Source organism: Sphaerisporangium corydalis, assembly GCF_025506355.1.
In the GTDB taxonomy this organism is placed as follows: domain Bacteria; phylum Actinomycetota; class Actinomycetes; order Streptosporangiales; family Streptosporangiaceae; genus Sphaerisporangium; species Sphaerisporangium corydalis.
The window spans coordinates 1-16,092 of the sequence record NZ_JANZYP010000051.1; the positions used below are offsets into that span (position 1 = coordinate 1).

A 16,092-nucleotide genomic window follows, 5' to 3' on the forward strand; every position below is an offset into this window, starting at 1 on the left:
GGGTTCTTCGATCTGGGTGGGCATTCGTTGCTGGCGACGCGGTTGATCTCGCGTATTCGTTCGTCGCTGGGTGTGGAGCTGGGGGTGCGTGAGTTGTTCGGCGCGCCGACGGTGGCGGGGGTCGCCGCGTTGCTGGGTTCGGATCGGGAGCGTCGTGCCGCGCCCGCTCCGGTCACGCGTCCCGAACGGGTGCCGCTGTCGTTCGCCCAGCGACGGCTCTGGTTCGTCGACGAGTGGGAGGGCCCGAGCTCCACCTACAACGTGCCGCTCGGCGTCCGGCTGCGCGGCGACCTCGACGCCGAGGCCCTGCGCGCGGCGATCGGCGACGCCGTGGACCGGCACGAGAGCCTGCGGACGACCTTCCCCTCGGTGGACGGCCGGCCGTACCAGCGCGTGGTGGACGCCGGCCCGGTCGTGGACCTGGTGGACGTCACCGAGGAGGAGCTGCCCGGTGTGGTGGCCGAGGCCGCGCACCGGCCGTTCGACCTGGCGGCCGACGTGCCCATCCGGGGGCTGATCCTGCGGATCGCCCCGCAGGACCACGTGCTGATGCTGGTGCTGCACCACATCACCTCCGACGGCTGGTCGCTCGGGGTGCTCTGCCGCGACCTGTCCCGCGCCTACACCGCGCGGTGCGCGGGAGAGGCTCCGGCGTGGCCGCCGCTGCCGGTGCAGTACGCCGACTACACGCTGTGGCAGCGTGACCTGCTCGGCGACGAGCGGGACGCCGGGAGCGTGGCGGCCGGGCAGCTCGGTTTCTGGTCGGCGGCCCTTGAGGGGATCCCCGACCAGCTCGCGCTGCCCGCCGACCGGCCGCGCCCGGCGGTGGCGTCCTACCAGGGCGGCCAGGTGCCGTTCACGATCCCGGCGGAGCTGCACGCGGCCCTGGCGGACCTGGCCCGCGAGTCGCACGCGACGTTGTTCATGGTGGTCCAGGCCGGTCTTGCGGCATTGCTCACCCGGCTCGGCGCGGGCACTGACATCCCGATCGGTACGCCGATCGCGGGTCGTACCGATGACGCGCTGGACGACCTGGTCGGGTTCTTCGTCAACACGCTGGTGCTGCGGACCGACACCGGGGGGCACCCCACGTTCCGTGAGCTGGTCGGCCGGGTCCGGGCCACCGACCTGGCGGCCTTCGAGCACCAGGACCTGCCGTTCGAGCGGCTCGTGGAGGCGCTCAACCCCGTGCGCACCACCGCCCACCACCCGCTGTTCCAGACCATGCTCATCCTGCACACCGACGACGGGTTCGACCTGCGCCTGCCGGGACTCGACGTCGGGTTCGAGGAGGTCTCCCTGCGGACCGTCCCGTTCGACCTGCAGTTCGTCCTGAGCGAGCGGCGGGGCGAGGACGGCTCGCCCGGCGGCCTTTTCGGCGCGGTCGAGTTCAGCACCGACCTGTTCGACGCCGGGACGGTCCAGGAGGTGGCCGACCGGCTGGTGCGCCTGCTGGCGGCCATGGCCGCCGACCCCGACGGGCGCATGGGCATGGCGGAACTGCTGTCGGCGGGCGAGCGGGCGGCGCTGCTGCCCGGCTGGGACGACGCGGCCGGGGCGGAGACGCTCGCCGAGATGGTCCAGGCACGCGTGGCGGCCACCCCGGACGCGGTCGCGGTGATCTCCGGCGAGATCTCGCTCACCTACGCCGAGCTGAACATTCGCGCCAACCGCCTGGCCTGCCGCTTGGTGGCGCAGGGTGTGGGGCCGGAGTCGGTGGTGGGGGTGGCCCTGCCGCGCTCCGAGCATCTGATGATCGCGCTGCTGGCGGTGCTCAAGGCCGGGGCGGCGTACCTGCCGATCGACCTGGACCTCCCCGCCTCACGGGTGGACCACCTCGTGGAGGACGCCCGCCCGGTGCTCGTGCTGACCGCCGAACAGGTCGGCGAGGAGCTCTCCGGTTCCGGCGACGACCTTGACGTGCCGGTGTCGGTGCGCAACCCCGCTTATCTGATCTACACCTCGGGGTCCACCGGGCGGCCCAAGGGGGTGCTGGCCGATCACCGAGGGGTTCGTAACCACGTGCTGGCCAAGGCGGCCGACCTGGAGATGACCTCGTCGGACCTGGTGGCGTTCACCGCGCCGGTGTCGTTCGTGATCTCCATGTGGCAGGCGCTGACGCCGCTGTCGGCCGGTGCCGCGCTGACCGTGATCGGAAAGGACGTCGCCGGTGACCCCGTGCGCCTGTTCGAGACGGTCGCGGAGCAGGGGGTGACGGTGCTGCAGGTGGTGCCGTCCCTGCTGCGCGCGGCGCTGGACGCCTGGCAGGACACCGCCCCGCCCGCCCTGGCCTCGCTGCGCCGCCTGGTGGTCACCGGCGAAGCCCTGCCCGCCGACCTGTGCGAGCGCTGGTTCGCCCTCTTCCCGGAGGTGCCGCTGGTCAACTCGTTCGGCGCCACCGAGACCTCCGACGACGTCACCCACGCCACCATCACGGCGGGCGCGGCGTCCGGCCGGACCAGGGCGCCCATCGGCCACGCGGTCGGCGGCACCGCCGTGTACGTCCTGGACGAGTCGCTCGCCCCCGTACCGGCGCGGGTGCCCGGCGAGCTGTACGTCGCCGGGCTCGGCCTGGCCCGGGGCTACGCGGGCCGGGGCGCCCTGACGGCGGAGCGGTTCGTCGCCGACCCGTTCGGCCAGGAAGGCTCGCGGATGTACCGCACGGGCGACCGGGTCCGCCGCCTGCCGGACGGGCGGCTGGAGTTCCTCGGCCGCCTCGACGGCCAGGTGAAGGTCCGCGGGTTCCGCGTCGAGCTCGGCGAGGTCGAGGCCGCGATGCGCGCCGTCCCCGGCGTGCGGAACGCCGCCGCCGGCTTCCACCCCGACGCCTCCGGCGGCCCGCGCCTGGTGGGCCACCTCGTCGGCGACGCCGCCACCGGCGTGGTGCGTGCCGCGCTGGCCGCCGTCCTGCCCGAGTACATGGTGCCGTCGGCCTTCGTCCGGATGGACGCGCTGCCGCTGACGCCCAACGGGAAGCTGGACCGGGGGGCGCTGCCCGCGCCGTCGCCCGAGGTCACGGCCACCGGCCGGGCCCCGCGCGACTCGCGGGAGGAGATCCTGTGCGGGCTGTTCGCCGAGGTGCTCGGCGTCGCGCAGGTGAGCGTCGACGACGGGTTCTTCGACCTCGGCGGCCACTCCCTGCTGGCCACCCGGCTGATCTCGCGGATCCGTTCGACGCTGGGCATGGAGCTCACCGTCCGGGAGCTGTTCCAGTCGCCGACGGTGGCCGGGATCGCCCGACGCGAGAGCCTCCGTGCCATCCGCCCGGCGCTGGTCCCGGCCACCCGGCCGGATCCGGTGCCGCTGTCGTTCGCCCAGCAGCGGCTGTGGTTCCTGCACGAATGGGAGGGGCCGAGCGCCACCTACAACATCCCGGTGGCCGTCCGCCTGACCGGCGAGCTGGACCACGAGGCGTTGCGCGCCGCGATCGGCGACGTGGTGGCCCGGCACGAGAGCCTGCGGACGATCTTCCCCGCCGTGGACGGGGTCCCCTGCCAGCGTGTCGCCGACGCCGAGCCGGTCGTCGAGCTGGTGGACTGCGGGCGGGACGAGCTGGCGGACCTGGTGGAGCGCGCGGTCGGCCACGCCTTCGTGCTGGCCACCGACCTGCCGATCCGCGGCTGGGTGTTCCGCCTCGGCCCGGCCGAGCACGTGCTGGTGCTGGTCGTGCACCACATCGCCGCCGACGGCTGGTCGATGACCCCGCTGGCCGGCGACCTGTCCCGCGCGTACGCCGCGCGGCGCGCGGGCGGCGCGCCGGAGTGGCCGCCGCTGCCGGTGCAGTACGCCGACTACACGCTGTGGCAGCGCGACCTGCTCGGCGACGAGCTCACCCGGCAGGTGAAGTTCTGGACGGGCGCCCTCGAAGGGATCCCCGACCAGCTCGCGCTGCCGGCCGACCGGCCGAGGCCCGCCGTCGCCACCTACCGGGGCGACCGGCACACCTTCGAGATCGAACCCGAGCTGCACGGCCGGCTGCTGGCCTTCGCCCGGGAGAGCCACGCCAGCCTGTTCATGGTGCTGCAGGCCGGTCTCGCGGCGCTGCTGACCCGGCTGGGGGCGGGGACCGACATCCCGATCGGTACGCCGATCGCGGGTCGTACCGATGACGCGCTGGACGACCTGGTCGGGTTCTTCGTCAACACGCTGGTCCTGCGCACCGACACCGGCGGGCGTCCCACCTTCCGTGAGCTGGTCGGCCGGGTGCGCGCCACCGACCTGGCGGCCTACGACCATCAGGACCTGCCGTTCGAGCGGCTGGTCGAGCTGGCCGGCACGCCGCGTTCCCTGGCCAGGCACCCGATGTTCCAGGTGATGCTGGTCCTGCAGAACACCGCCGACGCCCGCCTCGACCTCCCCGGCCTCACCGCGGCCCTCGAGCCCGCGGGCACCCTCACCGCGAAGTTCGACCTGCAGTTCGACTTCGAGGAGAGGCGCGCCGGGGACGGTTCGCCCGAGGGCCTTTTCGGCGCGGTCGAGTTCAGCACCGACCTGTTCGACGCCGGGACGGTCCGGGAGGTGGCCGACCGGCTGGTGCGCCTGCTGGCGGCCATGGCCGCCGACCCCGGCGGGCGCCCCGGCGAGGCCGACCTGCTGTCGGAACGGGAACGGGACCTGGTCCTGGCCGGCTGGGACGGGCGCGCCGAGCCCGTGACGCCGGTGGAGCTGGTCCAGGCACGCGTGGCGGCCACCCCGGAGGCGGTCGCGGTGGTGTCCGGCGAGGTCTCGCTGACCTACGCCGAGCTGAACGCCCGCGCCAACCGGCTGGCCCGCCGTCTGGTGGCGCAGGGGGTGGGCCCGGAGTCGGTGGTGGGGGTCGCCTTGCCGCGCTCCGAGCACCTGGTGGTGGCGCTGCTGGCGGTGCTCAAGGCCGGCGGGGTGTACCTGCCGATCGACCTGGACCTTCCCGCCTCACGGGTGGCGTACCTCATGGAGGACGCACGGCCGATGCTGGTCCTGACCGCCGAGCAGGCCGGCCAGGAACTGCCCGGCTCCGGCGACGACCTCGACACGGCCGTGTCGGTGCGCAACCCCGCCTACCTGATCTACACCTCCGGGTCCACCGGACGGCCCAAGGGAGTGCTGGCCGACCACCGAGGGGTGGGCAACCACATGCTCGCCAAGGCCGCCGACCTGGAGATGACCTCGTCGGACCTGGTGGCGTTCACCGCGCCGGTGTCGTTCGTGATCTCCATGTGGCAGGCGCTGACGCCGCTGTCGGCCGGTGCCGCGCTGACCATCGTCCCCAAGGACGTCGCCGGTGACCCCGTCCGGCTGTTCGAGACGGTCGCCGAACAGGGGGTGACGGTGCTGCAGGTGGTCCCGTCCCTGCTGCGCGCGGCACTGGACGCCTGGCAGGACACCGCCCCGCCCGCCCTGACCTCGCTGCGCCGCCTGGTGGTCACCGGCGAAGCCCTGCCCGCCGACCTGTGCGACCGCTGGTTCGCCGCGTTCCCCGCCATCCCCCTGGTCAACTCCTTCGGCGCCACCGAGACCTCCGACGACGTCACCCACGCCACCATCACCGCCGGCAGCGTGCTCCGGTCCGCCACCTCGCCCATCGGCACCCCGGTCGCCGGCACCGCCCTGTACGTCCTGGACGAAGGGCTGCGGCCGGTGCCGCCCGGCGTGGTCGCCGAGCTGTACCTGGCCGGGCTGGGCCTGGCCCGGGGCTACCGCGACCGGCCGGGACTGACCGCCGAGCGGTTCGTCGCGTGCCCGTTCGGAGAGCCGGGGGAGCGGATGTACCGCACCGGCGACCTGGTCCGATGGACCAGGGACGGCGCCGTCGAGTTCGTCGGACGGGCCGACGCACAGGTGAAGATCCGCGGGCTGCGCATCGAACTCGGCGAGGTCCAGGCCGCCCTGACCGCCCACCCGCGGGTCGGGCAGGCCGAGGTGACCCTGAGAGAGGACCGGCCCGGAGACCCGCGCCTGGTCGCCTACGTGGTGCCCGCCGACGCGGATGACGCCCCCGGCACACCGGCGCTGCGCGCCCACGCCGCCGCCGTCCTGCCCGATTACATGGTCCCCGCCGCGTACGTCCTGATGGACGCGCTGCCGCTGACGCCCAACGGCAAACTCGACCGCCGAGCCCTGCCCGCGCCCTTGATGGAAGGCACGACCGGCGGCCGGGCGCCGCGCGACCCCCGCGAGGAGGTCCTGTGCGGGCTGTTCGCCGAGGTGCTCGGCGTCGCGCGGGTGAGCGTCGACGACGGGTTCTTCGACCTCGGCGGCCACTCCCTGCTGGCCACCCGGCTGATCGGCCGGATCAGGTCCACCCTTGGGATCGACCTCGCCCTGCGCGACCTGTTCCACGCCCCGACCGTCGCCGGGATCAGCGGCCTGCTGGGGGGACAGGACGCGGCCGGGCCGATCGATGTCCTGCTGCCGCTGCGCACCCGGGGCGCCCGCCCGCCGCTGTTCTGCGTCCACCCGGTCACCGGCCTGAGCTGGTGCTACGCCGGCCTGCTGCGCCACCTGGGCCCGGACCTGCCCGTGTACGGCGTGCAGTCACGGGGCCTCGGCGGCGACGGCACGGTGCCCGGCTCGCTCGGCGAACTGGTCGACGACTACCTCGCCCACCTGCGCCGGGTCCAGCCCACCGGCCCCTACCACCTGCTCGGCTGGTCGATCGGCGGCAACATCGCGCACGCCATGGCCTGCCGCCTGCAGGAACAGGGCGAGGAGGTCGCCCTGCTGACCCTGCTGGACGCCTACCCGCCGGACGGGACCTGGGAACGGGACGCGGTCTCCGGCGAGGACACCCAGGCGTGGATCGCCGGGCTCATGCACCGCGAGGGGCCGGGGCGCCTGGCGTCCGACCCCGTCCTGCTCGGCGAGCTGGCCTCGGCGGCCAGGCGCAACCTGGACCTGGTGTACGGCCGGGCGGCGCCGGTGTTCCGCGGCGACGTCCTGTTCTTCACCGCGACGCTGGACCGCGAGGACGGGCACCCGGAGGCGTCGAGCTGGGCCGGGCACCTCACCGGGGAGCTGACCGAGCACCCCGTGGCGTGCGGCCACTTCGACATGACCCGGCCAGGGCCGCTCGCCGAGATCGGCGACGTGCTCGCCCGGGAGATCGCGGCCGCGCCGCGCCCGGCCCGATAGGCAGTATTGCGGCAGGAAAATGCTGTCCAGGCTTTCTTGATATGCGCGGAGATAGGGTGGATTTAATGTTCGTCCGTCATTTATGGAGGGTGCGCTCTTGACCCCGGACACGCTTTTAGGTTCACGGGTTTCCACATTCACGCTCGATTTGGAGGAGGCCGCGTCGGCGCGGGATCTCGCCCGGCGCTGCGCCGGCGAATACGCCTCGGCGGACGCCCCCGAATTCCTGGCGGACGTCACCGTGATCGCCCATGAACTGCCCGCCGCCCCGCGCCGCGCGATCAATCGCGCGCGTCTCGACGACGGCGAGCACGCTATTCTCGTCACCGGCAACATCGTGCGCGACGACCTGCTCGGCCGCACCCCCACCCACTGGCGCGACCACGGCGGCGAGGAGGCCCGGCTCGGCGGCTTCGCGCTGATGCTCTGGGCCGCGCTGCTCGGCGACGCGATCGGGTGGGTGGCCCAGCAGGACGGCCGCGTCCTGACCGACGTCCTGCCCGTCGCCGGCATGGAGGAGGGGGACGTCAGCTCCAGCAGCCACAAGGAGCTCGGCTGGCACACCGAGGACGCCTTCTCGCCCTTCCGCGCCGACTACGTGGGCTTGTACTGCCTGCGCAACCCCGATGACACGCCGACCACGCTGTCCTTCGCCGACGTGGCGGCGCTGCCCGGCCACGTGCGCGCGACCCTCGCCGAGCGGCGGTTCCTCATCCGCCCCGACGACGCCCACGACCCGCGCCTGATGGCGGGCTCCCGCGGCGACGAGGCGGTCGCCCTGCTCACCGGCCCCGCCGGCGCCGTGACGCTGCGCGCCGACCGGGACTTCACCGTGGCCGTGCCCGGCGACGACCAGGCGCGCGAGGCGCTGGAGGCGCTGTTCGCGCAACTGGACGCCAACCTCTACGACGTCCCCCTCGCCCAGGGTGACGTCTGCTTCGTCGACAACCGCAACGTCGTGCACGGGCGGCGCTCGTTCCGCCCCCGCTACGACGGCCGCGACCGGTGGCTGCGGCGGGTCAACGTCGCGGTCGACCTGCGGCGCACCCGGCCGGGAAGGAGCGGTGGCGATGACCGTCGAATCGGTTGACCGGCGGCCCATCGGGCGGATCGCCCCGGCGCTGCTGGAGGACTGGCTGCGCGACCGGTACTTCGAGCTCCCCATCGACATCTCCAGCTCGGGGGTGCAGGACTACTCCGTCGGCCAGCTCAGGGACATCCTCGGCATCACCGCGCGCGACCTGGACGAGGTCCAGTTCAGGGACAGCCCCTCCGTCGGCTGCCTGCCGCTGCGCCAGGCGATCGCCGACCGGTTCGGCGACGGCGGGCCCGAGACGGTCATGGTCACCCACGGCTCCACCGAGGCGCTGTTCCTGGCGCTGGCCGCGCTGGTCAGCCCGGGGGACGAGATCGTCGTCCTGCAGCCGGTCTACCACTCCCTGCACGCGATCGCCGAGACCCTCGGCGCGCGGCTGCGCGTGTGGCGCCTGGACCCCGAGGACGGGTTCACCCCCGACCTCGACCGGTTCCGCGACCTGCTCAACGAGCGCACCAAGGCCGTGCTGGTCAACTTCCCGCACAACCCCACAGGGACGACCCTGTCGGCCGCCGCCTACGAGGAGTTCCTCGACCTCATCGCCCGGCACGACTGCCACCTGCTGTGGGACGGCGCCTTCACCGAGCTGGTCTACGACGGCCCGCCGCTGCCCGACCCGCGCGAGCGGCTGGAGCGCGCCGTGTCGGTCGGCACCCTGTCCAAGGCCTACGGCCTGCCGGGGATGCGCGTCGGCTGGTGCATGGCCCCCGCCGGCCTGCTGACCACGATGGTCAAGGTGCGGGACTACGTGTCCATCGCCACCTCGCCGCTGGCGGAGTTCCTCGCCACCGCCGTGCTGCGGGACGGCGACCGGATCGCCGGCCGCCGGCTCCGGCAGGCCGCCGCCAACCGCGAGGTGCTGCGCGCCTGGGCGCTGGAGGATCCCGAGCACATCGACCTGCCGGTGCCGCTCGGCGGCGTCTCGGCCTTTCCCGCCGTCCGCGGCGTGGCCGACGTCCGGGAGATCTGCGGCGACCTGGAGGCCCACGGCGTGCTCGTCGTGCCCGGCTTCTGCTTCGGCTACCCCGACCGCATGCGGATCGGCTTCGGCGGCCCGCCCGGCGTCCTGCGCGCCGGGCTGCGGGCGATCTCCGAGGTGGTCGGCGGACCGGCGGGAGGCGCGGGCTGATGGCGGCCAAGGAGTACCAGCGCTCGGCCTACCGGGCGCTGACCGACCAGGAGCGCGCCGAACGCGCGACGACCTCGGGCGGGGAGCCGATCCTGGAGTTCGGCGACGGCTCGACGCCCTTCGTGGACTACGTCCGCTCGGACGTGCTGCTGTCGCTGCAGGGCCTCCGCACCAAGGCACCAACCGAGCCGGCCTTCCTGATCGCCACCCAGGTCATGGAGCTGCTGTTCAAGCTCGGCCACATCGAGGTGCTGCACGTCAGGGACCGGCTGGACGCCGACGACGTCGACGCCGCGCTGTGGGCGCTGCGCCGGGTGCGCGCGGTGCAGCACCAGCTCGTCGGCGCCTGGGAGCTGCTGAGCTCGCTCAGCCCGGCCGACTACCGCGAATTCCGCGACCAGCTCGGCGACGGCTCCGGCTTCCAGTCCTTCGTCTACCGCCAGTGGGAGTTCGCGCTCGGCAACAAGAACGCCGCGCTGGCCAGGCCGTACGCGGGGAACCCCGTCACGCACGGCGAGCTGCTGCGCGCGCTGAACGAGCCGAGCCTGTACGACGCGGCGCTCAGGCTGCTCGCGCGCAACGGGATGCCGCTGCCCGCCGAGGTTCTGGACCGGGACTGGGCCGAGCCGTACCAGGCCAGGCCCGAGGTCGAGCGGGCGTGGCGGCGGGTGTACGAGGACCCGGTGCGCCACCAGGCCCTGCACCGGCTGGCCGAGGCGCTGGTCGACGTGGCGTACGAGTTCGGCAGGTGGCGGGCCACGCACGTCCTGGTGGTGGAGAGGGTGCTCGGCGGCAAGCCGGGCACCGGCGGGACCAGCGGGGTGGAATGGCTGCGACGGGTGGCCGACCACCGTTTCTTCCCCGAACTCTGGTCGGTCAGAGGGGCATTGTGACGGCGCCGGGAACTGCCGGTCGCCTGCCCTATGAACTGCCGGTGCGGCGCATTCACCGACACTAGGCTGCTTTTCAGGAAATACGAATTCGCGGAGGTTGACGTGACCAATCCGTTCGACGACGAGGACGGCAGATTCCTGGTATTGGTGAACGACGAGGACCAGCATTCTTTGTGGCCCGCGTTCATCGAGGTGCCGGACGGCTGGGCCATTGTTCACGGCGAGGAGGACCGGAAGTCCTGCCTCGACTACATCGAGCGGAACTGGGTCGACATGCGCCCGAGGAGTCTGCGGGAGCAGATGGACCAGATCACCACCTGACATGGCCGCGCAGAGAATCCAGGACACCACGGTGATCCGCCCCTCCCCCCGGCCGGCGGCGACGAGGTCGCTCGTCTGCCTGGGTTTCTGCGGCGGCGGCACCGGAGCGTACCGGCCGTGGGCGGCGCACCTCGACGACCGCACCGAGCTGACGCTCATCTGCTACCCCGGCCGGGAGGGCAGGTTCGCCGAGGCACCGGCCCGCTCCTGGGAGGAGCTGGCGGACGACGCCACGGCGGCCGTCCTGTCGGCGGCCGGCCGGCCGTACGTCCTGTTCGGGCACAGCATGGGCGGGTGGATGGCGTTCGAGGTCGCCACCCGGATCGAGCGGAGCGGCGGGCCGGTGCCCGAGGCCCTGGTCGTCTCCTCCTGCAACGCGCCGGACCGCGGGCTCACCGAGCGGGACAGGTTCCCCTCCTTCGGCGACACCGACGAGGCCCTGCTGAGCTGGATGCGGACGATTGGCCTGCTGCCCGACCACGTGCGGTCCGACCCCGACCTGATGGACATGGCCTACGAGCTGATGCGCGCCGACATCAGGGTCAGGGACTCCTACACCGCCCCCGGCGCGCGGACCCGCATCCCGGTGCGGGTCCTGTACGGCCGGGACGATGAGGTGATCGAGCCCGGCGTGGCCGGCCAGTGGGCCGGGGTCTGCGACGGCCCCTGCCGCGTCGACGCGCTGCCCGGCGGTCACTTCTACACCCCCGACGTATGGCGCGCACTGCCCGCGCACATCGACGTGCTGTGAGCGGCTCCGACCCGATACCGGGAGAACGCATGGTAGCGAACGACCTCGACGCCGACCTGCTCTGCACGGTCGACCCCGGCCGGCCGGCGACGGCGTACGTGGCCGGCGTCGACACCATCGAGCGGGCCACCCGCTGGCTCACCGCCCGGCGGGAACGCGTCAGGGAACTGCTGGACGAGCACGGGGCGCTGTTCCTGCGCGGCCTGCCCATCGCCGACGCCGCCGGCTTCGCCGCCGTGCGGGACGCGGTGCTCGACGAACGGGCGCCCTACCAGGAGAAGGCGACGCCGCGCACCGACTTCGGCGACGGCGTCTTCTCCTCCACCGACCTGCCGCCCGCGCACACGATCCGCATGCACAACGAGAACAGCTACACCCTGACCTTTCCCGGAATCCTGATGTTCTGCTGCCTGACCGCCCCGCGCACCGGCGGGGCCACGCCGGTCGCCGACTGCCGGGAGGTGCTGCGCAACCTTCCCGGCGAGCTGGCCGAGCGGTTCCGCGGCACCGGCTGGTCGCTGCTGCGCAACTACGGCGAGAACATCTCCCTCGACTGGCGCACCGCGTTCAACGCGACCTCGGCCGACCAGGTCGAGAAGTACTGCGCCGAGAACCTGATCACCTACCGATGGGGCGAGCACGACACGCTGCGAACCGGCCAGGTCCGCCCCGCGGTCATCAGGCATCCCCGAACAGGGGATGAGGTGTGGTTCAACCACGCCGCCTTCTGGAGCGAGCATTCACTCGAACCCGAGATCCGGGACGTGCTCCTGCAGGAGCTGGGCCGAGAAGGCCTGCCGTTCAACACGAGGCACGGCGACGGCACGGAGTTCACCGCTGAGGAGGTCGGCGCGATCAACGCCGCCTACGACGCGGCCGTCGTGCGCCGGGCGTGGCAGGCAGGGGATCTGCTGATCGTGGACAACCTGCTTGCCGCGCACGGCCGTGACGCCTTCCGGGGCGACCGGAAGATCGTCGTCGCCATGGGCGAACCGGTGTCGATCCACGACTGCCGGCCAGTCCCGCCTCTCACCGCCCACGTGGGGGCCTGAGATGACCGTCGCCGCCAAGGCCGAATGGTCAGCCGGCCCCGCCCTCCTGACCCCGCCGGTCGACCCGCTGGACCGGTTACGCGCGGTGGTCGCCGCGCACCCCCGCCGCGTGGCCGTGCGCGGACCCGACGGAGACCTGACCTTCGCCGAGCTGGACGAGCGCGTCGCCGGACTGGCCGGGGCGCTGCGGGCGGCGGGCGTGGGACGCGGCACCCGGGTCGGCGTCTGCCTGCCCCGCTCGGCCGAGACGCTGGTGGCCCTGCTCGCGGTGTGGCGGGCCGGCGCCGCCTACCTCGCCCTCGACCCCGCCTACCCCGCGCGGCGGCTGGCCTTCGCCGTCGCCGACGCCGGGGTGAGCGTGGTCTGCGCCGGCGACCCTCGGGCGGACTGGCCGGAGGGGGTGCGCGTCCTGACGCCCGGCGACCGCGGGGAGCGCGGCGCCGCCACGGCGGTGTCCGCGCACGACGCCGCCTACGTCCAGTACACCTCCGGCTCGACGGGCACGCCGAAGGGCGTGGTGGTCGGCAGGGGAGGGGTGGCCGCGCTGCTGACCATGCTGGAGCAGGCGGGCGTCTTCGCGGCCGGGCCCGCCACGGTCGCCTGGAACGCCAGCGTGTCCTTCGACGCCTCGGTGCAGCAGTGGATCCGGGTGTGCCGTGGCGACACGGTCGTGGTGCTCACCGACGCCATGCGGCTCGACCCGCCGGCGCTCGGCGCGCTCGTCAGGGACCAGGGCGTCACCGTGCTGGACTTCACCCCCTCGCACTGGGCGGCCCTGCGCGACGAGCTGATGCCGGCCGCGCCCTCCGACCCGCCCACGCGGCTGCTGCTCGGCGGCGAGGCGATCTCCGAGGACATGTGGCGCGACCTGGCCGGGGCCGCCGGGCAGGGCCTGCTGGCACCGGTCAACCTCTACGGGCCGAGCGAGTGCACGGTGGACGCCACCGCCGCGCCGATCGCCGGGCCGTACCCGCACATCGGCGAGCCGCTGCCGGGGGTCCGCGTCTACGTGCTCGACGAGCACCTGCGGCCCGCCGGGGTGGACGAGCCTGGCGAGCTGTTCGTCGGGGGGACGGGGGTGGCGCTCGGGTACGTGAACAGGCCGGGGGCGACCGCCCAGCGGTTCCTGCCTGACGTGGTGGCGGGCGACGGGTCCCGCATGTACCGGACCGGGGACCTGGTCCGGTGGAGCCCCGAAGGCACGCTGATCTTCATGGGCCGGCTCGACCGGCAGCTCAAGGTGCGGGGCTACCGGATCGAACCCGGGGAGATCGAGGCGGTGCTCACCGAGGTGCCCGAGGTCACCCGCTCCGTCGTCACCCGGGGCGACGGCGACACGCTGGTGGCCTACTACACCACCGCGGACGGGACCCCGCTCCCGGAGGAGCGGCTGCGCGGCCCGCTCGCCGACCGGGTGCCGGACCACATGGTGCCCTCGGCGTTCGTCGCGGTGCCCGCGTTCCCGCTGACGGTGAACGGCAAGCTCGATCTGGCCGCGCTGCCGCGCCCCGTCCCCCCGCGGGCGGACGGCGAGGAGCGCCCGCTGCCGGAAGGGCGGGTCGAGGAGCTGATCGCCGCCGTCTGGGCCGACGTGCTCGGCATGGACCGGGTGCTCGCCGACGACGACTTCTTCGCGCTCGGCGGCCACTCGCTGGTCGCCCTGCGGGTGGTCGCGCAGGTGCGCGGGCGGCTCGGGGTGGGCCTGGCCACCAAGGACGTCTACCGGCACCCGCGCCTGCGCGACCTCGCGGCGCACGTGACCGGCCTGGGCGGTGCGCCCGGGAACGGCCACCATGCCCGGTGACGGCGGGCGGCGGGCGGTGGAGGTCGGGGTCATGCTCCCGGCCTCCGGCGCGGCCGGTTCGGGGCGCTACGACGTGGTCGCGGCGGCCCGGCTGGCCGAGCGGCTCGGGTTCGACTCGGTCTGGACCGTCGACCACCTCGCCTTCCACAGCGGCATCCTCGAACCGGTCACGGTGCTGGCCGCCGCGAGCGCGGTGACCGGCAGGGTGGCCCTCGGGTTCGGCGTCCTGCTGGCCGCGATGCGCCACCCGGCCTGGACGGCCAAGCAGATCGCGTCGCTCCAGGTGCTCTCGGGCGACCGGGTCGTGCTCGGGGTGGGCGTGGGCGGCGAGAACCCCGGCGAGTGGGCCGCCGCCGGGGTGCCCATGACCCAGCGCGGCAGGCGCACCGACGCCTTCCTCGACGCGATGCCCGCCCTGGTGACCGGCCGCCCGGTGCGGCTGCCGGAACCGTGGGACGCCGAGGTGCCTGCGCTCGCGCCCACCGGGGCGGTCCCGCCGGCCTGGGTCGGCGGCCGCAGCGCCGCCGCGATCGAGCGTGCGGCCGCGCGCGCCGACGGCTGGCTCGGGCTCTGGGTGGACGCCGGCCGGTTCGCCGACCGGCGGGCCGCCCTGTCGGCCCGCGCCCGCGAACTCGGCAGGCCGTGCCCGCGCGCGGGCGTCACCGTGCTGGTCCACGTGGACGACCGCAACCCCGATCTCGCCAGGGCCGAGTGCGCCCGTTTCCTGCGCGCGCAGTACGGGGGACCGGTGGACCGGCTGCTGCCCTACGCCGTCGCCGGCACCGCCGCCGAGGTGGCGGCCGGCCTCGGGGCGCTGGTGGCGGCCGGGGCCGACCAGCTCGTGCTGCTCCCCGGGGCGGCGGACTACCCGGCCCAGTACCACCGCCTGGCCGCGCTGCGGCACGAACTGCCGGACCGGCCGCAGAGCGTCGAGACAAGGAGCTGACATGGCCATCGGAGTGATCGGGCTGGGCGCCCACGTGCCCGACGAGGTGATCACCAACGCGCGGATCAGCGAGTGGACCGGAATGGGGGAGGACTGGATCGTCGAGCGCACCGGGATCCACGAGCGGCGCTACGCGGCCCCGGAGACCGCCACCTCCGACCTCGCGGTGCCCGCCGCCAACGCGGCCCTGGACGCCGAGGCCGGCGCCCGTGACCGGCTGGAAGCGCTGATCGTGGCGACCGTGACGCCCGACGTGCCGCAACCGGCGACGGCGGCGATCCTGCAGCACAAGCTGGGCCTGCGCGCCGTGCCGGCCTTCGACGTCAACGCCGTGTGCAGCGGGTTCGTCTACTCCCTGGCGATCGGCGAGGGCCTGCTGCGCGCCCACTACCCGGGCGGCAGGGTCCTGGTCGTCGGCGCGGACAAGCTGTCGAGTGTGATGGACCGGAGCGACCGCCGCACGGTCAGCCTGTTCGGCGACGGCGCGGGCGCCATGCTGCTCGGCGAGGTGCCCGAGGGGTACGGCTTCCTCGGCACGCGCATGATCACCGACGGGGAGCACCACGCCTCGGTCGGGGTCGACGCGGGCGGCACCGCGATGCCGCTGGACGCCGAGGCCAGGGCCGCCGGACGGCACCTGCTGCACATGGACGGCCGCCGGGTCAAAAGCTGGGTGATGCCCACCATGCGCAAGCTCGTCGAGCAGGTCCTCGACGACTGCGGCCTCGGCATCGGCGACATCAGCCGCTTCGTGTTCCACCAGGCGAACACCCGCATGCTGGAGGCGCTCGCCGCCGACCTCGGCATCGGGCTCGACCGGGTCCCGGTCACCGCCCGGCGGTACGGCAACACCGGCGGGGCGTCCGTCCCGTTCACGCTGTCGGAGTCGCACCGGCGTTCGCCCCTGCGCAGGGGCGAACGCGTCCTGCTCGCCGCGGCGGGCGGTGGCCTGTGCGCGGGAGCGACCATCCTCGTCTGGCACTGACCGGA

10 protein-coding genes are annotated in these 16,092 nt (G+C 73.9%); all 10 read left to right on the forward strand.

Annotated elements, in window-relative coordinates:
• Positions 1 to 12 precede the first annotated feature (12 nt).
• The 10 genes from NYZ98_RS28855 (at position 13) to NYZ98_RS28900 (ending at position 16,087) form a co-directional block, all read left to right on the forward strand.
• Complete coding sequence (locus NYZ98_RS28855) at positions 13 to 7,110, forward strand: non-ribosomal peptide synthetase (RefSeq protein ID WP_262846765.1); 7,098 nt, start codon at positions 13 to 15, stop codon at positions 7,108 to 7,110.
• A 148-nt stretch (positions 7,111 to 7,258) separates the two neighbouring features.
• A complete protein-coding gene (locus NYZ98_RS28860) occupies positions 7,259 to 8,200 on the forward strand; it encodes a TauD/TfdA family dioxygenase (protein ID WP_262846714.1) in 942 nt (313 codons plus the stop codon).
• On the forward strand, positions 8,181 to 9,335 hold the full coding sequence (vioD, locus tag NYZ98_RS28865) for a capreomycidine synthase (protein WP_262846715.1): 1,155 nt from the start codon (positions 8,181 to 8,183) through the stop codon (positions 9,333 to 9,335). Before NYZ98_RS28860 ends, vioD begins: the two co-directional genes overlap by 20 nt.
• Complete coding sequence (locus NYZ98_RS28870) at positions 9,335 to 10,228, forward strand: tryptophan 2,3-dioxygenase (RefSeq protein ID WP_262846716.1); 894 nt, start codon at positions 9,335 to 9,337, stop codon at positions 10,226 to 10,228. The genes vioD and NYZ98_RS28870 overlap by 1 nt, the downstream gene beginning before the upstream one ends.
• Positions 10,229 to 10,330: 102 nt before the next feature.
• Positions 10,331 to 10,549, forward strand: coding sequence for an MbtH family protein (locus NYZ98_RS28875; protein ID WP_262846717.1), 219 nt, complete (start codon positions 10,331 to 10,333; stop codon positions 10,547 to 10,549).
• Between the two features lies 1 nt (position 10,550).
• Positions 10,551 to 11,300 (forward strand): thioesterase II family protein, encoded by a 750-nt coding sequence (locus NYZ98_RS28880; protein WP_262846718.1) that lies wholly within the window; start codon positions 10,551 to 10,553, stop codon positions 11,298 to 11,300.
• 29 nt (positions 11,301 to 11,329) lie between these two features.
• Positions 11,330 to 12,352, forward strand: a complete 1,023-nt coding sequence (locus tag NYZ98_RS28885) for a TauD/TfdA family dioxygenase (RefSeq protein WP_262846719.1) — start codon at positions 11,330 to 11,332, stop codon at positions 12,350 to 12,352.
• Between the two features lies 1 nt (position 12,353).
• Entirely contained in the window at positions 12,354 to 14,156 is a 1,803-nt protein-coding gene (locus NYZ98_RS28890) for a non-ribosomal peptide synthetase (protein ID WP_262846720.1), read from the forward strand.
• Complete coding sequence (locus NYZ98_RS28895) at positions 14,146 to 15,102, forward strand: LLM class flavin-dependent oxidoreductase (protein WP_262846721.1); 957 nt, start codon at positions 14,146 to 14,148, stop codon at positions 15,100 to 15,102. The genes NYZ98_RS28890 and NYZ98_RS28895 overlap by 11 nt, the downstream gene beginning before the upstream one ends.
• 1 nt (position 15,103) lies before the next feature.
• Positions 15,104 to 16,087 (forward strand): 3-oxoacyl-ACP synthase III family protein, encoded by a 984-nt coding sequence (locus NYZ98_RS28900; protein ID WP_262846722.1) that lies wholly within the window; start codon positions 15,104 to 15,106, stop codon positions 16,085 to 16,087.
• Positions 16,088 to 16,092: the final 5 nt, after the last annotated feature.

Bases quoted from the DNA above. Each gene is read 5' to 3' on its own strand.
- vioD (WP_262846715.1), top strand. From the start codon at position 8,181: ATGACCGTCGAATCGGTTGACCGGCGGCCCATCGGGCGGATCGCCCCG.
- NYZ98_RS28870 (WP_262846716.1), top strand. From the start codon at position 9,335: ATGGCGGCCAAGGAGTACCAGCGCTCGGCCTACCGGGCGCTGACCGAC.
- NYZ98_RS28880 (WP_262846718.1), top strand. From the start codon at position 10,551: ATGGCCGCGCAGAGAATCCAGGACACCACGGTGATCCGCCCCTCCCCC.
- NYZ98_RS28885 (WP_262846719.1), top strand. From the start codon at position 11,330: ATGGTAGCGAACGACCTCGACGCCGACCTGCTCTGCACGGTCGACCCC.
- NYZ98_RS28890 (WP_262846720.1), top strand. From the start codon at position 12,354: ATGACCGTCGCCGCCAAGGCCGAATGGTCAGCCGGCCCCGCCCTCCTG.
- NYZ98_RS28895 (WP_262846721.1), top strand. From the start codon at position 14,146: ATGCCCGGTGACGGCGGGCGGCGGGCGGTGGAGGTCGGGGTCATGCTC.
- NYZ98_RS28900 (WP_262846722.1), top strand. From the start codon at position 15,104: ATGGCCATCGGAGTGATCGGGCTGGGCGCCCACGTGCCCGACGAGGTG.